We start from the raw sequence: 20,199 nt of genomic DNA, 5'->3' as shown, positions 1-20,199 counted from the left end.
CGATGCCCGGAGGACGGTGCACCGAGGAACCTCACCGGTTGTCCGCCCCTCCCCGTGGGTAAGCCCGATGGCATGTCCCACATCTCCATCATCGGCGGCCACGGCACCGTGGCCCTGCACCTCACCCGCATCCTGACTGCCCACGACGACAACGAGGTCACCGGGGTGGTCCGCAACCCCGACCACCAGGAGGACCTCGCCAAGGCCGGCGCGAAGATGGCCGTCGTCGACCTCGAGAACGACACCGCCGAGACGCTGGCCGGCGCGATCGCCGGCTCCGACGCCGTGGTCTTCGCCGCCGGGTCCGGGCCGGGCAGCGGAGCCGAACGGAAGTGGACGGTCGACCGCGACGGTGCCGTCAAGCTCGTCGAGGCCTGCCGCATCGCCGACGTCAACCGCTACGTGATGGTCTCCTCCATGGGCACCGACGACCCGCCCGAGGGCGACGAGGTGTTCGCCCAGTACCTGCGGGCGAAGGCCGAGGCCGACCAGGCGCTGATGGACAGCGACCTGGCCTGGACCGTCGTGCGTCCGGGCGGGCTGACCGACGACGAGCCGGCCGGGACGATCGCCCTGGACCGCCACGTCGACCGCGGCGAGATCCCCCGTGCCGACGTCGCCGCCGTGCTGGCAGCCGTCCTTGCCACCCCCGCGATGGCCGGCCGCGTCGTCGAGGTCGTCGGCGGGGAGACCCCTGTCGCCGACGCCATCTCCAGCCACATCAGCTGATCGGCTGCCCGCCCCTCACCCCTTCAGGTGTGTCGTCGAACCGGCCACATGCCGTGGTTGGACGACACACCTCTGTTGAGGGAGGGGAGTCAGGTGAGGTGGCCGAGCTGACGGCGGTGGTCGATGTCGGCGACCGGTGGGGCGTCGTCGTCGAGCAGGACGACGACCTCCCACTCCTCCTCGTCCCGGGCGAAGACCACGACGATGTCGTCGGGCCCCTCCTCCCGGCTGCGGACGCCCCAACCATCGGCGGGTGCGACCTGCACCACAGGAGCTGAGGAAGCTCGGGCGGACGTCGTGGCCGACGACACGGTGACGCTGCCGCCGGGCGTCGTGATCGGCCCGCTCGAGGGGCACGGGCCCTGCCGGCGGACGGCCAGCTCCCAGCTGCCGTCGTCAAGCTGACCCACCTCCAGCTCGCGTTCCTCGTGGCCATCGGGCCCGGTGCGGGTGAGGACGACGACGGCGCTCGGTGCGGGCTTGACCCGACGGCGCAGCAGGCCCGCCTTCGGGTGCTGGGCCACGATCTGCCAGCCGGGGGCCGCGGACACGTCGTCGACGAGGACCCCGTCGACGTCGATGGTGATCCCGATGGACCCGGCGGCGTCCAGGTCGACGCGTTCGGTGTACGGCACGTCACTCCTCCCCTTCCAGACAGCGCAGCACCGGACGGAGCAGCCCGACCAGCGTGTCGCGGTCCGCGGCGTTCGGCAGCGCCGTTTCGATGTCCTCGCGTTCACGTTCGAGGAGGCTGACGAGCGCCGCATCGATGCGCCGACGTCCCGACCGGGTGAGCTGGACGATGACCCCCCTCCGGTCGTCCGGGTCGGGCTTGCGGCGCAGCAGCCCTGCTGACTCGAGTCGGTCCAGGCGTTTCGTCATCCCGCCCGAGCTGATCATGACGGCGTCCTGCAGGGCCGACGGGTTGATCCCCGTCCGACCCTGACGACGTCTGATGGTCGCGAGGACGTCGAAGTCGGCGACGGTCAGGGCGTGGGCCTGCAACCGCTCCGCCCGCAGGGCGTCGAGCCGGCTGGCGGCACGCAGCAGCCTGCCCGTGACCGCAAGGCCGGTGGTGTCCAGGTCGGGGTGTGTCTCGGCCAGGTGACCGCGGATCACGTCCAGCGCGTCCAACGTGTCCCGCGCGTCCGGGGCGTCGTCATTCTTCACAGTGAGAAAGTTACTTCCTTGGAAGGAATAGCGCCCTGCCGACACCTGTTCCTTACTTGGAAGCTACTTCTCAGAAAGGAACACCCGTGTCCACCCGTCTGGTAGTCGTGGACTACAGCTCCACCGGTCACGTGCACCGGATCGCAGAGGCCATCACCGAGGGGGCGAGGTGGGCTGGCGCGGACGTCCGCCTGCGCCGTGTCGCCGAGCTGGCCCCTGCCGCTGTGCTGGACGCCAACCCCCGCTTGGCGAGCCCATGCCGACGCGACGGCGGACGTGCCCATCGCGACGCTGGACGACCTGCGCTGGGCGGACGGCTTCGCCTTCGGGACGCCCTCGCGCTTCGGGACCCCCGCCGCGCAGCTCAAGCAGTTCATCGACACCACCGGCGGGTTGTGGGCCGAGGGGGCGCTGGCCGACAAGGCGGCGACCGTCTTCGGGTCGGCGGACAACGCCCACGGCGGCGTCGAGTCCACCCTGCTTGGCCTGTCCAACGTCTTCTATCACTGGGGAGCCGTGCTGGTGCCGCCGGGGTACACCGACGACAGCGTCGCGGTCGCCGGCGGCAACCCCTACGGCACGACCCACGTCTCCGGCGGCGGCGCGGCGGACCTCGACGCGGTGCTGGCGGCAGCGCGACACCAGGGGGCGAGACTCGCCCGCGTGGCCGCCGTCCTCCGCCAGCTCCGCCAGCCGGCGGTCACCCACGAGCTGGTGAGCGCGTGACGGGCCCCGGGTCGAGGCGTGGAACGCTGCTGACTGCGGCGCTCGCCCCGATGGTCTGGGGCAGCACGTACGTCGTCACGACCGAGCTGCTGCCCCCGGGCCGACCGCTCCTCGTGGCCGCGCTCAGGGCCCTCCCCGCTGGCTTGCTCCTCCTGGCGTGGTCCCGCACGCTGGCCCGCGGCGAGTGGTGGTGGCGGGCCCTCGTCCTCGGCACCCTCAACATCGGGGCGTTCTTCGCCCTTCTCTTCGTGGCCGCCTACCGCCTGCCCGGCGGGGTGGCCGCGACGGCCGGTGCGATCCAGCCGGTGGTCGTGGCCGGCCTCGCCGCGGTGCTGCTCGGCGAGACGTTCCGTCGTCGGACCGCCGTCGCCGGTGCCGCCGGTGTGGCCGGCGTCGCCCTGCTGGTCCTCGGCCCCGACGCCGCGCTGGACCCGATCGGGGTGGTCGCTGCGCTGGCGGGGACGCTGTCAATGGCGGTCGGTGTGGTCCTCACCAAGCGGTGGGGCCGTCCGGTCGGACTGCTGACGATGACCGGCTGGCAGCTGACCGCGGGTGGGGCCCTGCTGCTGCCACTCGCACTCCTCGTCGAGGGGGCGCCGCCGGCGTACTCGGCCGTGAACCTGGCTGCCACGGCGTGGTTGACGCTGGTGGGGACGGGGGTGGCGTACGCCCTGTGGTTCCGGGGCATCGAGCGGCTGCCGGTCAGCTCGTTGACGTTCCTGGGGCTGCTCAGCCCGGTCGTCGCGACGCTGCTCGGCTGGGTCGTGCTGGGCCAGACGTTGACCCCGGCCCAGCTGCTGGGTGCGGCGCTGGTCGTCTTCGCGGTCGTCTACCCCCAGCGGGCCGGCGGCGCAACCGACCCCACGCGTGTCGGGAAAACGGCCGCCCGTCGCAGGAACCCGACAAGCGCCCGACGCCGGCACGCCGTCAGGCTCACGCGTGTCGGAAATCGGGCCGCCCGTCGCAGGAACCCGACACGCGTCCGGAGTCGGGACGGCGGGCGGCCGGTTCCGGGCTAGTCGACGGTGAGGGCGAGCTTGCCGCGGACGTGGCCCTCCATGTTGGTGCGGAGCGCCTTGACGGCGTCGGCCAGCGGGAAGGTCTGCTGGACCTCGATGGCCAGCACGCCCTTGTCGACCAGCATCGCCAGGTGCGCCAGGTCGTCGGCCTGCGGTCGCACGAAGCAGTACCGCCCGCCGGCCTCGGTGATGGCGGTCGGGTCGACGTTGGAGGTGCTGCGCGACCGGTCGGCGATCAGCTCGGCGGACGCTTCGATGGCCTCGCTGGTGCCGACGTAGTCGACGGAGGCGGTGATGCCGTCGGGTGCGATCTCGCGGACCCGCTCGACCAGGCCGTCGCCGTAGGTCACCGGGGTGGCGCCCAGCGAGCGGAGGTACTCGTGGTTGGACTCCGAGGCGGTGCCGATGACGGTGGCGCCGAGGTCGACGGCGATCTGCACCGCGAACGACCCGACCCCGCCGGCGGCGGCGTGGACCAGGACGGTGTCGCCCTCGCCGACGCCCGCCAGGCGCAGGGACTGCAGCGCGGTCAGGCCGGCCAGCGGCAGCGCGGACGCCGCGGCCATGTCGACGCTGGTGGGCTTGGGGGCGAGGTGCCGCGGATGGGCGGAGACCTTCTCGGCGTAGGCGCCGTTGGCGGCCATGTGGTCGTGACGGACATAGCCGATGACCTCGTCACCGACGACGTACTCCTGCACGGCGGGGCCGACGGCGGAGACGACCCCGGCGACGTCCCAGCCGGGGACGAGCGGGAGGAAGTGCGGGAACGCGCCCTGCAGATAGCCGGCGACGAGCTTCCAGTCGACGGGGTTGACGCCAGCGGCCTTCACGTCGATGACGACGGTGTCGGGCCCGGGTGTGGGGTCGTCGACGTCGGTGAGGGTGAGGACCTCGGGGTCGCCGTACTCGGTCTGTGCCATTGCCTTCATGGGGTGATCCTTCTGATGGGGTTCCACCCAGTCGTGTCCGGACGGAGTGCGTGCCAACCGGAACGACCGACAACGAATTCCGTTGGAATCCGAACAACAGTGGATTCCCCGTCACCTCGCAGGCCCACGTGGTCAGCCCAACGCCACGTCTTCCAGAAGACGGAGCAGCGTGCGCACGCCGAATCCGGTCGCACCGCCGTCGGGTCCCGGTCGCCATGCGGGGCCCACGAGGTCGAGGTGCGCCCATGGCACACCCTCTCCCACGAACCGCTCGAGGAACAAGGCGGCGGTGATGGCCCGGCCGGTGGCGTTTCCGGGATGGTTCGAGACGTCGGCCACCGTGGACGACAGTCGACCGCTGTACCGGCGTGCGAGGGGCAGCTCCCAAACTGCTTCACCGGCGAGGTCTGCCGCCGCCACAACCGTCCCGACCGCAGCTGCGTCGTTGCCCAGCACACCCGCGATGTCGTCCCCCAGCGCGATAGTGCAGGCATGGGTGAGCGTGGCGAGGTCGACCAGCAGGTCCGGCCGGTCCTCACTCGCTCGGGCGAGGGCGTCGGCCATGACGACACGGCCCTCGAAGTCGGTGTTGCGGATCTCGATCGTGGTCCCGTTGCGGGTGGTCACGACGTCTCCGACACGGGCCGCCGAGGCACCGGGCATGTTCTCGGCCAGCGGCAGCCACGCGGACACGGCAACGCCCACACCCAAGCGGGGCAGCACCGACATGGCTGCCAGAACCGCGGCCGCACCGGCCATGTCGAGCTTCATGTCGACGATGCCCTCCGGGTCCTTCAGGGACAGGCCGCCGGAATCGAACGTGATCCCTTTGCCGACGAGGGCGACGTGGCCCCGTGCCCCCCGGGGACGGTGGTGCAGCCCCACCAGGCGCGGGCCGACATCCGAGCCCTTGCCGATCGCGAGCAGCCCGCCCATGGACTCGGCCTCCAGCTGATCCGGCCCGATGATCTCGATGTCCAGCCCTTCGCGTGCCGCAATGGTGGAGGCAACCTCGGCCAGGGTCAGTGGGTTGATGACGTTCGGCGGTGCGTCCACCAGCCGGCGGCCGAGTTCGGCGGCCTCAGCCACCAACGCCGCCCGATCGAGGACCTTGACGTCCTCGTCGCCGCCGGACCCGACGAGCCCGTAGGCACGCCCACGCCCCAGGCGATCTCGCAGTCCCTCAGCCACCGCACCGAGCGCGTGGGCACGACCAATGGCGGGCCCAGCCACCGCAGCGAGATCGGTGTCGATGGTGATACCCGCAGCACCTCGGCCCGCAATCGAGGAGGCGACGATGCGAACCCGTTCGACATCCAGCAGATCGAGCGACCCAAGTCCGACGAGCGCGTCGACGTGGGACCCATCGGACGACAGCGTGCTGCTGTAACTCCCGAGCTGTGCGTCGAACCCATCAACGGCTGCCAGCCGAGCCTGCCAACCCGTCAGCGCCGGCCGCTGCTCCAACGTGATCCCGTGCACGACGAAGTCGGGGGTTCCAAGCGAGCCCAGGACCACTGTGCACGCATCTCGATCGTCTGGACGGGGGAGGTCGATCATGCGCTGGGCCGGTGCGCAACGTCGTAGACCAGCCCGACCCTGGATGCGTCGAGCGGCTCGCGCAAGTGGGGGTTGAGCAACTCGGCGCTGGAACCCCGGTCGGTGCGTGACGTCCAGCGCGCGTATGCATCCACGTCGTCCCATGTGGCCGTGACGATCGCCTCCAGCCCGTCTTCGGCGATGGCGATCTCGGTCGACAGGCAGCCGTCCTGTGCAAAGGATGTCTCGAGGATCTCTGCACCACGGAACGCCTCAACCAGATGGTCGGCGTGCCCGGGAAGGATGTCGAGCCGCAGGACTGTCCTGATCATGATGTCCTCCCCCTGAAGGGGGTGAGTGCCGGTCGAGAGGTCCCCAGCGGACGACCACCGCTGATGACGGTGCGACGGGACTCGTCCCACAGCACCGAGGGGTCCTGGGTCGGGTCGGCGTCAAGGACGAGCAGGTCGGCAACGGCACCGACCGCGACCCTCCCGAGGTCATGACGCCCGATCAGCGCCGCGTTCACCGCTGTGGCCGACTGGATGGCCGCGATCGGTCCCTGGACTTCTACTTGCAGCCGAAGGCCGACGAGTTGGTCGTCCTCGAGATCTCCCATGAGATCGCTACCGAACCCGATGCGTACCCCTTCAGCTGCGGCGATCTCGATGGCCTGCTTGCCGTGGTCGAGGACCTCGAGGTTCTTGGCCCTCTGGACGGCTGTCAGTCCGAGGCTGTCGCCGCGCCGGTCCATGGCGTCGTAGGCAGCCAGTGTCGGGACGAGGAATGCGTCGTTTCGAACCATGAGCTGTGCAGTCGCGACGTCGAGCAGGTTGCCGTGCTCGATCGAACGGACGCCGTTGACCACAGAGTGTGCGATCGCCTCCGGCGAGTAGGCATGCGCAGCCACGTAGCTGCCCCGACGGGTCGCCTCGTCACAGACGACCCGGACCTCCTCAGCGGAGTACTGCGGGATCCGCAGTGGGTCGGTCAACGACACGACCCCACCGGAGGTCATGACCTTGATGGCATGGGCGCCGGTACGGAAGCGCTCTCGCACCGCGACCCGCAAGTTGTCCACTCCGTCGACGACCTCGGTAAGTCGGTGACAGCACGTATCGATTGCCAGGTCTCCGAGGCGGGGGTCACCGTGGCCGCCCGTCTGGGACAGCGCTGGGCCGGTGAACAGGTACCGAGGACCCACGATCAGACCTTCGTCCAGCGCCCGACGCAGGCCGATGTCGCCGCCGGCCACGTCCCGGACGGTCGTGAAGCCGCGACGGAGTGCTCCTCCCAACCGTTCGGCGGCTTTGGCAGTGACATAGCTCATGGGCGTGGCTTCCATCACCAGCATGTCCAGGCCGATGCCGTAGGCATGGAAGTGGGCGTCGATGAACCCGGGGACGATGACGTGACCGTGGCCCTCGATGACCACGTCCGAAGGGGGCCCGTCGTGGTCGCCGAGTGCAGACACGCATCCATTGGTGACGTGCACGTCCTGCTGATGCAACTCCCCCCGGTCGACGTCGAGGACCCGTGCGCCGATGATCGACAGCGTCCCGGCGACCGCCACGTTCACTTCCCCTTCCGACCGGCGGACAGCGCCACCGCAAGCACGATGACCAAGCCGGTGGTCAGGTCCTTGTAGAAGGGGTTGGCGTTGAGGATGTTGAAGCCGTTCTGGATGAGCGCGAGGAGCATGACGCCGGCCACGGACCGCCACACGGCCCCTTCGCCGCCGTAGATGCTGGTGCCGCCGAGGATGACGGCCGCGACCGCTTCCAGCTCGAGTCCCGCCCCGGCCTGCGGCTGTCCGCTGGCGATACGGGACACCGCAATCGCACCGGCGACGCCGGACGCCAACCCCGAGAGGGCGAACGTCATGACCTTGATTCGACCGACCCTGATACCCGAGAGACTGGCGGCCTCCTCGTTGCCACCGACGGCGTAGACGTACCGGCCGACCGTCGTACCGTTGAGGATGTAGGTGAACACCGCCATGGCAATGACGAGCACGATCACCGCGACGTTGATCGGACCGACTCGGCCACGGCCGAGCGCGGCGAAGGCCTCGTCGGGCACCGAGATGAGGAACCCACCGGTGATGAGGATCGCGAGTCCGCCGTACACCAGCGACGACGCGATGGTCGCGAGGAAGGAGTGCACCTTCAGCCCTGTGATGACCAAACCGTTGACGGTGCCGAGCGCGAGTCCGACGAGCGGGGCGATTGCCAAGCCGAGGACAGGGTCGATGTTGACGGCGACCCATGCGGCGGTGACTGACGCCACACCGAACATGGCCCCCGTGGAGAGGTCGAAGCCGCCCGCGATGATGACGAGCGTCCCGGCCATGGCGATGATCGCCAACGGAGTGTTCTGGTTGAGGATGTTCAGCAGGTTGCGACTGGACAGGAACGCATCGCTGCCGATCGACAGGGCAACGAACAGGGCGACGAGCAACACCAGCACGCCGTACTGCCGTAGCCATCTGCCGATCCGCTCCAACGACAGTCCGCCGGAGCCAATCGCGAGGGTGGGGTCACTGGTGGTCATGCCGAGCTCGCTTTCGTGGGAAGGGTCGGGCCGGTGTGCGGGTCGGGGGCCACGGGCGTGGTGCCGAAGAGCTGCTTCAGGATCTCGTCGGCGTCGGTGGTCGTGGGATCCACCTCACCGGTGATGCGTCCGTCCACGACGAGGTGGACCCGCGTGGACAGCTCCACGACCTCCTCCAGCTCCGAGGAGATCAGCAGCACGGCCGCCCCGTTACTGGCCTCCTCGAGCAAGGCCTCGTAGATCCGGCGCTTGGCGCCGACGTCGACGCCGCGCGTGGGCTCGTCGAGGATCAGCACCCGCGGGGGACGCAGCGTCCACTTGGCGAACAGTGCCTTCTGCTGGTTGCCGCCGGAGTAGTGCTGCAGCTCACCGTTGACGCGGGCCGGGGTGATGTCGAGGCGCTCGATCGCCGACCTGGTCGCCTTGCGTTCGTCGCTGCGCCGGACCCGTCCGCGGCGGGCAAAGTGTCGGAGCCGCGGCAGGGTGATGTTCTCGCGCACGTTCTGGGTCATCACCAGGCCCTGCCCGCGTCGGTCCTCGGGCAGCATGACCAGTCCTGCGTCGATGGCCGACCACGGCCCGTGCAGGTCCACAGCCGTCCCGTCGACCCGGACCACGCCGCTGGTAGCCGGATCGGCGCCGAAGAGGAGACGGGCGATCTCGGTCCGACCGCTCCCCACGAGGCCGGCGAGACCGACGACCTCGCCGCTCCGTATGGTCAGGTCAACGTCCTCGACGATCCCGCCCGACAGCCCTTCGACCTCGAGCACGACCGGGGCCTCAGGGGCGGGGGAGATCCGCGGCGGGAAGCTCAGCTCGACCGGCTGGCCGAGCATTCCCTCCACCAAGGAGTCCTTGGTCTCCTCTGCGGTGTCCGCAGTCCGAACGACGCGTCCGTCGCGCATGATGGTGACGCGATCGGCCCAGCGAAGCACTTCGTCGAGGAAGTGACTCACGTAGATGATCGTCCGACCCTCGGCCCTGAGCCGGGCCATGATCTCGTGCAGCCGGTCGGCCTCGTCCTGGGTCAGCGAGGATGTCGGCTCATCCATGACGACGAGCCGTGCGTCCCTCGCAATAGCACGGAGTATCTCGACCTTCTGCTGGTCGGCCAGCCGCAGGTCACGGACTGGGGTTCTCGGGTCGAGGCCGAAGCCGACGGCGGCATCGAGCGCCTCGTAGCGTTCCCGCATTCCGCCGACGAGGGCGCCCGCTCGGGACGGTTCCATGCCGAGGAATACGTTGCGCTCCACCGACATCGCCGGCACCAGGGAGAGCTCCTGCTGGATGGTGGCGATGCGGTGGTCGAGTGCGGACGGGGCGTCCCATCGTCCGACCGGCTGGCCATCGAGCAGCAGCTGGCCGGAATCAGCGTGGTGGATGCCGCCGACGACCTTGCCGAGGGTGGACTTGCCCGCGCCGTTCTCGCCGACCAGGGCATGGATCGTTCCCGCGTCGATGTCCACGTCGATGTCGTCAAGGGCCTGCGTCGCACCGAATCGCTTGCTGACGGAACGGAGGCCGATCCGTGCCCCACGGCCCGCCTCGCCCGAAGGCGAGGCGGAAGAGTTGGACATGGGGTGCACGGTGGAGGGGGCCACGATCAGCCGTCCCATTCGGCCTCGAAATCGGGGTGTTCCTCCAGCGTCTCTGCCGTGATGACCGCCGAGGGGATCGCGCCGGCCTCGTTCATGTTGATGACCTGGTCGAACTCTTCGCCCCGGAGGGAGGCGATCAGGTTCTCCGCGGCAAGGCGCCCTTCGCTGGCGGGGAAGCTGGTGGCGGTGGCGTCCCAGCGTCCGGCGCGGATGCCCTCGATGGCGGTCTCGGTGGCGCCACCCCCGGCGATGTACATGCTTGGAATGTCGAACCCGGCTTCGTCGAGAGCGATGAGGGCGCCGGCGACGTGCTGGTCGGCGTTGGACAGCAAGACCTCGAACTCAGGGTTGGCCTGGATCAGGTCCTGCATGACCGTCAGGGACTGGTCACGGTCGTAGTTGCCCTCGCCGGTGGCGACGAGCTCGATGTTGTCGTGCTCGGCGAGGACGCTCGTCATGGCCTCGTACCGGACGTTGTCGAAGGGGAACTGCAGCTGCCCAATGAGGATGATGACGCGGCACGGATCGATGTCTGCGCAGTAATCCACGACGCCCTCTGCCAGTTCCGCCGACTGGGGCTCGACAGGGGCAGCAGCGGTGATGATGCCCTCGACCTGGGGCTCGATCGTCCCGAGGTCAGGGCCGATGGGGAACAGCGCCGTGGCGACGCCGATGTCGCTGGCGATGGCCTCCTCAACCGCCGAGGCGATGCCGACGGTGTCGTTGGGCACCACCACGAAGCCGTCGAATCGTCCCGACGCGATGACGTCTTCGATCTGGTTGAACTGGACGTCGGCGCTGAACTCGCCGTCGAAGATCTCCGTGGTCACCCCGCCGGCGGCCTCGGCGGCCTCCTGTATGCCCTCGTAGGTGGCCTGGTTGTAGCCGTTCTGGCTGGATGAGGCGAAGAACGCGATCGCGATGCCGTCGTCCGAGGCGCTGTCCGCGTCGGTGTCGGCGGCGGTGTCATCACCGGTCTCTTCGGCTGCGTCGGTGGCGTCGCCGGCGACGGTGTCCGCCGTCCCGACGTCCTCGGCGCCGGTGTCGTTCTCCAACGGATCCGTCGAGCAGGCGGCGGCGATCACGGCCATCAGCAGGAAGGAGGCCAGCAGGAGTCGTGCAGGGTGGGTGGGTGTTCGCATGTCTGTTCCTTCTCTCGTGGACCTATTGGGTGCTTGGTGGTTCACGCGGCGGACCGCAGTCGTCGTGTGGCCTCGTCGTCGATCTCGTGGGTCCGTGGGTCAACGACGACGCCGTAGTCGCGTCGGGCTGCCTCGGCGGACACGAAGCCATTGCGGACGTCGGCGGCCACCGCCGCGGGATCGCGTCGCAACGGGTCGCCCCAGCCGCCGCCTCCGCCGGTGTTGTTGACCAGCACGTCACCGGTGTCGAGGGCGTTGTAGCTGCCGCCCTTGACGACCTCGCGATCAGTTCCGGGGTTCAGGACGATGTGGTTGTTGTCACCGGGCTGGCCGTCCCCGATCGACCACGGCTTGGTCAGGGTCTTGTAGACGATGGCGATGCCGGTCGACGGGGCCAGGAAGCGGTAGGCCCGCCCCACGCCGACGCCCCCGCGATGTTCGCCGGCGCCACCGCTGTCCGGCCGGTATCCGTAGGACTCGATGAACATCGGAGACTTGGTCTCCAGCACCTCCACCGGGTTGTTCCGACAGCCCGGTTCGGTGAGGTGCATGATCCCGTCCTCACCGTCGCCACCAGCGTGCCCGCCGAAGCCAACGGCTTCGTTGGTCGCCTCCAGCCAGGCCTCGCCGTTCCGGGGATTGACCCCGAGGCCCATCATCGAGCAGACGTCCCCGCCGGAGCAGGCCGGCACGAGGTCGGGCATGCCCTGCGCGAGGGCCTTGAGGATGACCTCGCCCCCCAGCAGCCCGGTCCACAGTGTGAAGGTGGGCATGGGTGGCACAGCGTGCACGACGGAACCCGGTGTGGTGATGATCCGCATGGGCCGGAAGTTGCCGGCGACGACCGATGTGTCAGGGGTCGTCAACGACTTGAAGATCAGGCTGCAGAACGCTTCCGTGCCACCGATGGGCAGGTTGATCGGGCCCTTGACGTCGGTGTCGCTGCCGGTCCAGTCGAGGATCATCTCGTCGTCGGTGATCGTGACCTCGACATCCAGCTTGACCATGCGGTCCAGGTCGATGCCGTCGGTGTCGACGAAGTCGTGCGCCCGCCACGTTCCCTTGGGCAGCTTGGCCAGTGCGAGCCGCGCCAGCCGTTCGCCGTGGTCGTTGATGGCAACCATGGCCTCGGCGATCGTCTCCCGACCGTACTTGACCACGAGGTCCTGGGTCCGACGGACGCCCGTCACACAGGCCGACACCTGCGCTTGGATGTCCCCGATCGTTCGTTCCGGCATCCGACTGTTGAACCGGATGAGGTTGAAGATGTCGTCGTTCTGGACACCGCGGTTGTACAGCTTGCTGGCCGGGAAGAAGATCCCTTCCTGGTACATGTCGGTGGAGTCAAGGACGTACCCGGCGTCCTTCTGCTTGAGGTCCAGGACGTGGATCCGGCACGACGCGAACCCGATGATCTCGCCGTCGTCGTGGATCGGTGCGAAGACCAACGGGTCCAGCGTGTGGGCCGACGACCAGTAGGGGTAGTTCAGCATCACGACGTCGCCGGGGTGGAGGTTCTCCCGGCCCAGGAACTCCACTGCCTTCTTGATGCCGTGGTCGTTGCCTCGGGTGAAGATGGCGATGCCCGGGGCATCAGCCACCACGTCCCCGTTTGCATCGTGGATTCCGATCCCGTAGTCGTGGATCTCGTAGACCACGGTGTTGTAAGAGGTTCGGCACAGGTTGCGTGCCATCTCCTGAGCGTTGGCCAGTAGGCCGTGGCGGATGATCTCGGTGGTGATTGCGTCGGTCATGCGACGTGCTCCTTGGCGGTCCTGGCGGAGGGGGTCGGCGACACGTCGATGACCAGCTCGCCGTGGTCACCCACGCGCAGGCTGTCGCCGATGTGCAGGACGGTCGTGGCGGTGTGTTCGGTGACCACCGCCGGCCCTTCGACGGTGTCACCGGCAAGCAGCGATTCGCGCTCGTACAAGCCGTAGGGGACGGCGGGGTTGTCGATGTCGACGTAGACGGGCCGGGTCCCCAGGGACGGGGGTCCGTCGTCGGTGCGGCTGGCCATCTGCGGCAGCTCGGGCTTGTCCACGATCCCGACCGCCCGAACCCTGAGTGTCGTCAGCTCGACCGGGTCCTGCATCGTGTGGCCGTACTGCCGCTCGTGGAGTTCGGAGAACTGCTGCTCGATCGCGCTGACCGGATCCAGTCCAGTGGAGGGGTAGGAGACGGTGACGCTGTGCTCTTGACCTGCGTACCGCACGTCAACGCTGCGCAGCAGCTGGGTGCGGTCCGGCGTGAAGCCCTCCTCGCGGAGCACCTCGGCAGCCTCGGTCTCCATCTCGACGAACGATTCCTCGAGGACGCGGAGCTCGACACCCTCCAAGGGTGTGACGGCGGTGCGGGCGAAGTCGTGTTGGACGTCGGCGACGAGCATGCCCAGCGCAGAGAACGCGCCCTGCCCCGGTGGGACGACGACCGTGGGAATCTGCAGTTCCCTGGCGACGTCCACGGCCACCAGACCGCCGCCACCGCCGAACGCCAGGAGGGCGAAGTCCTTGGGATCACGACCCAGCTCGACGGTGATGGCGCGAACGGCTCCCATGATCTTCGTCGCGGAGATCTGAACCATGCCCTTCGCGAGGGCCTGCACCGTCAACGACAGCGCCGCGGCGACAGGTTCGAGGGACTTCTCGGCCAGGTCACGGTCGAGCTGGAGCGTGCCACCCAACGGGGTGTCGCCGCCCAAGTAGCCGAGGACCAGCGCTGCGTCGGTGAACGTGGGCTCGGTTCCACCACGACCGTACGAGGCGGGTCCGGGCATCGCTCCGGCGCTCTGCGGACCGACCTGCAGGGCACCGGCCTCGTCGAGCCAGCCGATCGAGCCACCACCGGCGCCGATGGTGTGGATGTACAGCGATGGCGTGTTGATCGGCATGTGCTCGAACTCGGCACCCTGGTGGCTGACCGGCTCCCCGTCGATGACCAGCGACGCGTCGAGGGACGTGCCACCCATGTCGATGGTGATGAGGTTCGGCTGGCCGAGACTGGGTGCCAGCGCGGCTGCACCAATGACCCCTCCGGCAGGACCGGAGAGGATCAGATTGACCGGTTGGTCACGGGCTGCGGTGGCTGTCATCGCGCCCCCACCGGACCGGGTCATCAGGAAGCGACCGGTGAACCCCCGGTCGGTCAGCTCCGCGTCGAGCTGCTGGAGGTAGCGCCTGACGATGGGCTTGATGTAGGCGTCGAGGACGGCCGTGCTGGTGCGCTCGTACTCCCGATACTCACGTGAGAGTTCGTGGGAGAGCGTCACCTCCAGACCCGGGGCGACCTCGTTGAGGATCTCGCGCATCGCCAGTTCGTGGGCCGGGTTGGCGTAGGCATGGAGGAAGGCCACCGCGACGGCGTCGTACCCTCGCTCGGCGAGGGTTTCGGCGACGTGTCGAGCATCGTCGGTGTCCAACGGCTGGTGGACTCCGCCGTCGAAGGTGCTCCGTTCCGCCACCTCGAAGGTGTCGTACCGCTCGAGCAGTGGCTGGGGCTTGCGATGGGTGATGTCGTAGTTGGTTCGGCGGTCAGTGCGGCCGAGCAAGTACACGTCGCGGAACCCCTTCGTGCCGACGACCGCGATCCGTGCCCCAGTACGGGTGAGCAGGGCGTTCAGTCCAAGCGTGGTGCCGTGGTTGAACATCACGACGTCGCTGGGTGCCACATCGGCCCGTTCGAAGGCAGCCATGACCCCATCGGTCGGTGCGTCGGGGGTGGTGGGCACCTTCTCGAAACGGAGCTCGCCGGTGTCCGGTGTCAGGCGGACGACGTCGGTGAAGGTGCCGCCGACGTCGATCGCAAGCCGTGTCCTGTCTGCCATCTGTCATCCCTTCGACAGTTGCCCGGACCGTGATGGCCGCGGGGCTCTGTGGGTTGGATGACGGACGCTATTCGCGGCGAGGAGCGGTGCTCCAGCGACATCGGTCGAACATTTCCGGGCCCTCGTTTCGACTATTGTCGAAGCGTGGAAGACGTTCGATTCCTCTTGGAGGATTCGGCCTACGGACCCTGCGACTGTCGGTTCAAGCCGGCCAGCGTCCAAGCAGGCGCAGCGCGGCGAACCCGACCTGGATTGTCATGCGATCGGTTCCCGAGTGCAGGTCGAAACCCGCCTCGGTCACCTTCTCCAGTCGGTAGTAGAGGGTGGTGCGATGGATGTGCAGGGTGTCGGCTGCGGCCGCTACCGCTCCACCGCCGTCCAGGTAGACCTCCAATGTGGCGGCCACCTCCGGTACGTCCTGGATGAGGCCGACCAACCGCGGGTCGACGCCGTCGGCAAGCGCGTCGCGTGGCAGCTGGACCAGCAGCCGGTAAACGCCCAGCCCCTCCCACGTCGAAACGAAGCCCTTGGAAGGACCGATCCGCAGGGCGACAGTTGCCGCCTGCCGGGCCCTTCGGTGGGAGCGGGGCAGCGCGCCAGGGGAGGCGACGGACGGACCGACGCCCAGCATGACTGGCAAACCGTCGGTGACTCGGTTGATCTGTCCCATGGACCGTTCCAGCGCATCGAGATCGAGTCCCCCCGCCAGCACCCCATCCGCGGCATCCCTGCCCGAGGCGATGTGGGCAACGACAGCCACGCCCTCGTCGACGTCGACCAGCCGCAGCTGTGAAGCCGGGTCGGCTACCCATCGCTGCATCACGAAGGCCCGCCTGGCCGCACGAACCGCCCAGCCGGGGCCGACGGCCACGAGGACCATGGTCCTCGCCGGCGCATCGAAGGCGTGCTTCGCTTCGACGGCGACGAGGCCACGCAGCCGCCGGTCGTGGTCGTCATTGAGGAGGTCCTCGACGATTCGTCCCTCGCGAAGGCGGGAGAGGCGGTCCAACCACAGCGTTTCGGCGAGCGGTTCCCTGACGCGTTCGACCGCTCGTCGGTGGTCGTCGGACATCTCCTCATCCGGGAGGAGGACCCATACGTAGCCCAGCAGCTTCTCGTCGTAGCGCAGGGGCACACACAGCCGGGGCAGGACGCCACGTTCGTTGCCCGGGACGACGAACGGCTCGGTCCGCGAGGCCAGGTCATAACGCCTGAAGTACTCCACCGTCTCCTTGCTGGTGGACTTGTGCATGATGGTGTCCCGACGCATCCGGTCGGTCTGCCCGTAATGAGGGCTGTGCACGATCGGCTGCTGGTCCTCGTCCTCGAGCACCACCGGCCGCTCGACGTCCCGACTGAGCGCGTTCACGACCTCCTGCAGCAGCGTGACGTCCATGTCGTCCACAGTGCCACAAGTCGGCCTCGATGATCATCGGCCAGCTCAGCGCAAACGTTCGACGATCGTCGATATACCCGTGTCGGCCCGTGCCGTACGGTCCACACCATGACTGACGTGCTCCGCGGGGTCTGGCCCGCCACCACCCTTCCCTTCCGTGACGACCTCACCCTGGACCTCGACCGCTTCGCCGAGCACTGCGCGTGGCTGGTGGAGTCCGGTTGCGAGGGCGTCGTCGTCAACGGCTCGCTCGGCGAGTACGAGGCGCTGACCGACGAGGAACGGGCTGCGGTCGTCGACGCCGCCGTCGCTGCCGTCGGTGCCGACCGGGTCATCCCCGGCGTGGCCGGCAAGTCCGCCGGTGAGGCCCGGCGCTGGACCGAGCAGGCCGCCGCCCACGGCTGCCCTGCCGTCATGCTGCTGCCCCCGACGTCGCACGCCCCCACCGACGACGAGGTCGTCGCCCACTACGCCCACGTGGCCGAGGTCGGTGTGCCGATCATCGCCTACAACAACCCGTGGTCGACCCGGGTGGACCTGGTGCCGGCGCTGATGGCCAAGACCGTGGAGGCCGTTCCGCAGGTCGTCGGGCTCAAGGAGTTCTCCATGGACGTCCGCCGGGTCCGCCACCTCGCCGACCTGGTCCCCCAGCTGCAGGTCATCTGCGGCTGCGACGACGTCCTGGTCGAGTCGGCGCTGGTCGGCACCCGCGGCTGGATCAGCGGGTTCGTCAACGCCTTCCCCGAGCAGTCGGTCCGCCTGCTGGAGCTGTCGGAGTCCGGCAAGATCGCCGACGCCCTCGCGCTGTACGACGAGATGCTCCCCATCCTCCGCTGGGACGCCGAACCACGCTTCGTGCAGGCCATCAAGCTGGGTCAGGAGGAGGCCGGCCGGTACGGCGGCCCGTCCAGGCTGCCCCGCCTGCCCCTGCCGGCCGATGTCGAGCAGCAGGTCCGCGCCGACGCCCGTCGCGCCCTCGCCGCCGGCAAGGGCTGAGGTCGACCGCGATGCGAGCGAGGAAGGTCTTCACCGCCGTCGACACCCACACCGAGGGCATGCCGACCCGGGTGGTCACCTCCGGGTTCGGCGTGCTGCCCGGCGAGACGATGGCCGAGCGCAGCCACCACGTCGCCACGACGCTGGACGGCTGGCGCAAGCTGCTGATGTTCGAGCCGCGTGGCCACCAGGCGATGTCGGGGGCGATCCTGTGCCCGCCGACCCGTCCGGATGCCGACCTCGGCGTGGTCTACATCGAGGTCACCGGCTGCCTGCCCATGTGCGGCCACGGGACCATCGGCGCGGTCACGGCCGCCGTGGAGACCGGGCTGGTCCAGGTCATCGAACCGGTCACGACCGTGCGGCTGGACACCCCGGCCGGCCTGGTCGTCGCCGAGGCAAGCGTCGTCGACGGCGCCTGCACGTCCGTCACCCTTCGCAACGTCCCCTCCTTCCTGCTGCTGCGCGACGCCGTCGTGAAGGTCGAGGGCATCGGTGAGGTCACCGTCGACGTGGCCTACGGCGGCAACTTCTACGTGCTCGTCTCCGCTGACGACCTCGACGTCACCCTCCGGCCCGAGCACGCCGGCACCGTCCTATACGCCGGCATGCGCGTGATGGCGGCCGCCAACGACCAGCTCGACATCGTCCATCCGGAACGGCCCGACATCGCCGGCACCCACCACGTCCTCGTGACCGCGCCCGGTGACGACGAGGTGGACGGTCGGGGGGCCGTCGTCATCGACCCCGGGTACCTCGACCGCTCGCCCTGCGGCACCGGCACCTCGGCCCGCATGGCATCCATGCACGCCCGAGGCGACCTGGCGCTGGACACGCCGTTCGTCCACACCTCCATCATCGACTCGCGGTTCACCGGCCAGCTGCTGGGGACCACTACGGTCGGGGAGCTACCGGCGGTCGTGCCCTCCATCACCGGTCGCGCGTGGGTGACCGGCCTGAACCAGCTCGTACTGGACCCCACCGACCCCTGGTCAGAGGGCTTCCTGCTCGGCTGACCGCCCCGCCCAACATCCGCGAGTCCCTCCCTCTGGAGACCTGTCATGACCACCTCCTCCATCCAGCCGACCGGCCAGTCCGTCATCGCCGGCCAGCCCACCGCAGGTGACGGCGACGCCTTCTCCGCCACCGACCCACGCACGGGTCAGGCGCTGACACCCAGCTACACCACCGTCGGGTTCGACCAGCTGGACGACGCCGTCACCGCCGCCGTCGAGGCGCTGGCCGACCCGATCGACATGGCCGCGATCGCCGAGGGGCTGGAGGCGGCCGCCGATGCGTTCGAGGCCGCCGCCGATGTCGTGGTCGCCACCGCCGACGCCGAGACCGCCCTGGGCGAGATTCGGCTGCGTGGCGAGCTGGCCCGCACCGTCGGGCAGCTGCGGATGATGGCGACCGAGGCCCGCACGGGCAGCCGTCGTGATGTCGTGGTCGACCCGGCCGGCGATGGCCCGGCCGCCCCGGCGCTGCACCGCACCACGGTGCCGCTCGGCGTGGTCGCGGTGTTCGCCGCCTCCAACTTCCCGCTGGCGTTCGGCGTCGCCGGTACCGACACCGCTGCCGCCCTCGGCGCCGGCTGCCCGGTCGTCGCCAAGGCCCACCCGGCCCAGCCGGCCACCGCCGAGCTGTGCGGTCGGCTGCTCGCCGAGGGCCTGCGGTCCGCTGGCCTCGCCGAGGGGATGATCTCGGTGCTGCACGAAGGGGGCCACGAGGTCGGCCAGGCGCTGGTCACGCACCCCGACGTCGACGCCGTGGCGTTCACCGGCAGCCTGCGCGGCGGCCGTGCCCTGTTCGACCTGGCCGCCACACGGCCCCGTCCGATCCCCGTGTACGCCGAGATGGGGTCGTTGAACCCGCTGGTCGTCTCCGCCGGTGCGGCGGCCGACGTGGCTGGCATGGTCGAGGGGATCTCCGGCAGCTACCTGCTGGGCGAGGGCCAGTTCTGCACCAAGCCCGGGCTGATCGTGCTGCCCGACGACGACAACGGCCGTGCCGTGCTGACCGGTCTCTGCGACGCGCTGGGCGATCGGACGCCGGGCCACCCGCTCCTGCACGGCGGGATCGTCAGCGGCTTCGTCGAGGGGCTGGACCGTGCGGCGGCCGTGGACGGCGTCGAGGTCGTCCGCGCCCCCGATGCCGACGGTGGGTGTGCCGCGGCCGTGCTGTCCACCGACGCCGCCACGTTCGTCGACGAGCCGGTCCTTCGCGAGGAGGTGTTCGGTCCGGCAACCCTGGTCGTGCTCGCCGGTGACGACGAGCTGGACGAGGTCGTCGACGCGTTCGAGCCGGCCCTGACCGCGTCGCTGCACTTCACCCCCGAGGAGTCGTCGTGGGCGCGCAGCATGGCCGACCGGCTGGCCCGCAAGGTCGGTCGGGTCATCGCCAACGGCTACCCGACGGGTGTTCGGGTCAGCCCCGGCCAGCACCACGGCGGCCCGTACCCGGCGACCACCGCGCCGCTGCACACCAGCGTCGGGCTGGCCGCCATCGACCGGTTCCGTCGACCGGTGGCCTTCCAGTCCTTCTCCGACGACGCGCTGCCCACCTGGGCGCAGTAGCTC

The 20,199-nt window shown here is 69.4% G+C and carries 17 protein-coding genes and 1 pseudogene; 6 read left to right on the top strand and 12 right to left on the bottom strand.

Annotated elements, in window-relative coordinates; genetic code table 11:
• Window positions 1-72 precede the first annotated feature (72 nt).
• Complete coding sequence (locus DVS28_RS01020) at window positions 73-729, top strand: SDR family oxidoreductase (protein WP_114589793.1); 657 nt, start codon at window positions 73-75, stop codon at window positions 727-729.
• Between the two features lie 89 nt (window positions 730-818).
• Here the strand turns inward: DVS28_RS01020 and DVS28_RS01015 are convergent, their stop codons facing one another.
• Together DVS28_RS01015 and DVS28_RS01010 are read right to left on the bottom strand one after the other, a co-directional pair.
• On the bottom strand, window positions 819-1,364 hold the full coding sequence (locus DVS28_RS01015; RefSeq protein ID WP_114589792.1) for a hypothetical protein: 546 nt from the start codon (window positions 1,362-1,364) through the stop codon (window positions 819-821).
• 1 nt (window position 1,365) lies between these two features.
• Window positions 1,366-1,899 carry a MarR family winged helix-turn-helix transcriptional regulator gene (locus DVS28_RS01010; RefSeq protein ID WP_164709760.1) on the bottom strand — a complete coding sequence of 178 codons (534 nt, stop codon included), beginning with the start codon at window positions 1,897-1,899 and terminating at the stop codon, window positions 1,366-1,368.
• 86 nt (window positions 1,900-1,985) lie between these two features.
• Between DVS28_RS01010 and wrbA the strand changes: the two are divergent.
• Together wrbA and DVS28_RS01000 are read left to right on the top strand one after the other, a co-directional pair.
• Window positions 1,986-2,625, top strand: a pseudogene (gene wrbA / locus DVS28_RS01005) (NAD(P)H:quinone oxidoreductase).
• Between the two features lie 50 nt (window positions 2,626-2,675).
• The gene (locus DVS28_RS01000; protein ID WP_114589790.1) at window positions 2,676-3,644 is read left to right on the top strand and encodes an EamA family transporter; all 969 of its coding nucleotides are present in this window, start codon (window positions 2,676-2,678) and stop codon (window positions 3,642-3,644) included.
• On the opposite strand, the gene DVS28_RS00995 is transcribed toward DVS28_RS01000, so the two are convergent.
• From DVS28_RS00995 to DVS28_RS00950, 10 genes are all read right to left on the bottom strand, one after another.
• A complete protein-coding gene (locus tag DVS28_RS00995; protein WP_114589789.1) occupies window positions 3,641-4,573 on the bottom strand; it encodes an NADP-dependent oxidoreductase in 933 nt (310 codons plus the stop codon). The two genes, DVS28_RS01000 and DVS28_RS00995, sit on opposite strands and share 4 nt — an antisense overlap.
• A 132-nt stretch (window positions 4,574-4,705) precedes the next feature.
• A complete protein-coding gene (locus tag DVS28_RS00990; RefSeq protein ID WP_216826314.1) occupies window positions 4,706-6,133 on the bottom strand; it encodes a hypothetical protein in 1,428 nt (475 codons plus the stop codon).
• Window positions 6,130-6,444 (bottom strand): antibiotic biosynthesis monooxygenase family protein, encoded by a 315-nt coding sequence (locus DVS28_RS00985; protein ID WP_114589787.1) that lies wholly within the window; start codon window positions 6,442-6,444, stop codon window positions 6,130-6,132. The genes DVS28_RS00990 and DVS28_RS00985 overlap by 4 nt, the downstream gene beginning before the upstream one ends.
• Window positions 6,441-7,685 carry a metal-dependent hydrolase family protein gene (locus DVS28_RS00980; RefSeq protein WP_216826313.1) on the bottom strand — a complete coding sequence of 415 codons (1,245 nt, stop codon included), beginning with the start codon at window positions 7,683-7,685 and terminating at the stop codon, window positions 6,441-6,443. The genes DVS28_RS00985 and DVS28_RS00980 overlap by 4 nt, the downstream gene beginning before the upstream one ends.
• Window positions 7,686-7,687: 2 nt before the next feature.
• Window positions 7,688-8,665, bottom strand: coding sequence for an ABC transporter permease (locus DVS28_RS00975; protein ID WP_164709758.1), 978 nt, complete (start codon window positions 8,663-8,665; stop codon window positions 7,688-7,690).
• Window positions 8,662-10,242 (bottom strand): sugar ABC transporter ATP-binding protein, encoded by a 1,581-nt coding sequence (locus DVS28_RS00970; protein ID WP_114593920.1) that lies wholly within the window; start codon window positions 10,240-10,242, stop codon window positions 8,662-8,664. The genes DVS28_RS00975 and DVS28_RS00970 overlap by 4 nt, the downstream gene beginning before the upstream one ends.
• Window positions 10,243-10,268: 26 nt before the next feature.
• The gene (locus DVS28_RS00965) at window positions 10,269-11,405 is read right to left on the bottom strand and encodes a sugar ABC transporter substrate-binding protein (protein WP_114589786.1); all 1,137 of its coding nucleotides are present in this window, start codon (window positions 11,403-11,405) and stop codon (window positions 10,269-10,271) included.
• Between the two features lie 41 nt (window positions 11,406-11,446).
• Window positions 11,447-13,159, bottom strand: coding sequence for a hydantoinase B/oxoprolinase family protein (locus tag DVS28_RS00960; protein ID WP_114589785.1), 1,713 nt, complete (start codon window positions 13,157-13,159; stop codon window positions 11,447-11,449).
• The gene (locus tag DVS28_RS00955) at window positions 13,156-15,228 is read right to left on the bottom strand and encodes a hydantoinase/oxoprolinase family protein (RefSeq protein WP_114589784.1); all 2,073 of its coding nucleotides are present in this window, start codon (window positions 15,226-15,228) and stop codon (window positions 13,156-13,158) included. The genes DVS28_RS00960 and DVS28_RS00955 overlap by 4 nt, the downstream gene beginning before the upstream one ends.
• 202 nt (window positions 15,229-15,430) lie before the next feature.
• Window positions 15,431-16,624 (bottom strand): PucR family transcriptional regulator, encoded by a 1,194-nt coding sequence (locus DVS28_RS00950; protein ID WP_164709757.1) that lies wholly within the window; start codon window positions 16,622-16,624, stop codon window positions 15,431-15,433.
• Window positions 16,625-16,732: 108 nt separating this feature from the next.
• Between DVS28_RS00950 and DVS28_RS00945 the strand changes: the two genes are divergently transcribed.
• The 3 genes from DVS28_RS00945 to DVS28_RS00935 are packed head-to-tail and all read left to right on the top strand — an operon-like array spanning window position 16,733 to window position 20,196.
• The gene (locus tag DVS28_RS00945; protein WP_114589782.1) at window positions 16,733-17,620 is read left to right on the top strand and encodes a dihydrodipicolinate synthase family protein; all 888 of its coding nucleotides are present in this window, start codon (window positions 16,733-16,735) and stop codon (window positions 17,618-17,620) included.
• 11 nt (window positions 17,621-17,631) lie between these two features.
• Complete coding sequence (locus tag DVS28_RS00940) at window positions 17,632-18,636, top strand: proline racemase family protein (RefSeq protein ID WP_114589781.1); 1,005 nt, start codon at window positions 17,632-17,634, stop codon at window positions 18,634-18,636.
• 45 nt (window positions 18,637-18,681) lie between these two features.
• On the top strand, window positions 18,682-20,196 hold the full coding sequence (locus DVS28_RS00935) for an aldehyde dehydrogenase family protein (protein ID WP_114589780.1): 1,515 nt from the start codon (window positions 18,682-18,684) through the stop codon (window positions 20,194-20,196).
• The last annotated feature ends 3 nt before the right edge of the window (window positions 20,197-20,199 follow it).

The sequence above is a fragment of the Euzebya pacifica genome, assembly GCF_003344865.1.
Taxonomy (GTDB): Bacteria; Actinomycetota; Nitriliruptoria; order Euzebyales; family Euzebyaceae; genus Euzebya; species Euzebya pacifica.
This window is presented reverse-complemented; position numbering and strand designations above follow the sequence as displayed.

Coding starts and splice junctions, on each gene's coding strand:
- DVS28_RS00965 (WP_114589786.1), bottom strand. CDS start 11,405: ATGCGAACACCCACCCACCCTGCACGACTCCTGCTGGCCTCCTTCCTG.
- DVS28_RS00955 (WP_114589784.1), bottom strand. CDS start 15,228: ATGGCAGACAGGACACGGCTTGCGATCGACGTCGGCGGCACCTTCACC.
- DVS28_RS00960 (WP_114589785.1), bottom strand. CDS start 13,159: ATGACCGACGCAATCACCACCGAGATCATCCGCCACGGCCTACTGGCC.
- DVS28_RS00950 (WP_164709757.1), bottom strand. CDS start 16,624: ATGGACGTCACGCTGCTGCAGGAGGTCGTGAACGCGCTCAGTCGGGAC.
- DVS28_RS00985 (WP_114589787.1), bottom strand. CDS start 6,444: ATGATCAGGACAGTCCTGCGGCTCGACATCCTTCCCGGGCACGCCGAC.
- DVS28_RS00940 (WP_114589781.1), top strand. CDS start 17,632: ATGCGAGCGAGGAAGGTCTTCACCGCCGTCGACACCCACACCGAGGGC.
- DVS28_RS01000 (WP_114589790.1), top strand. CDS start 2,676: ATGGTCTGGGGCAGCACGTACGTCGTCACGACCGAGCTGCTGCCCCCG.
- DVS28_RS00995 (WP_114589789.1), bottom strand. CDS start 4,573: ATGAAGGCAATGGCACAGACCGAGTACGGCGACCCCGAGGTCCTCACC.
- DVS28_RS00975 (WP_164709758.1), bottom strand. CDS start 8,665: ATGACCACCAGTGACCCCACCCTCGCGATTGGCTCCGGCGGACTGTCG.
- DVS28_RS00990 (WP_216826314.1), bottom strand. CDS start 6,133: ATGATCGACCTCCCCCGTCCAGACGATCGAGATGCGTGCACAGTGGTC.
- DVS28_RS00970 (WP_114593920.1), bottom strand. CDS start 10,242: ATGTCCAACTCTTCCGCCTCGCCTTCGGGCGAGGCGGGCCGTGGGGCA.
- DVS28_RS00945 (WP_114589782.1), top strand. CDS start 16,733: ATGACTGACGTGCTCCGCGGGGTCTGGCCCGCCACCACCCTTCCCTTC.
- DVS28_RS00935 (WP_114589780.1), top strand. CDS start 18,682: ATGACCACCTCCTCCATCCAGCCGACCGGCCAGTCCGTCATCGCCGGC.
- DVS28_RS01020 (WP_114589793.1), top strand. CDS start 73: ATGTCCCACATCTCCATCATCGGCGGCCACGGCACCGTGGCCCTGCAC.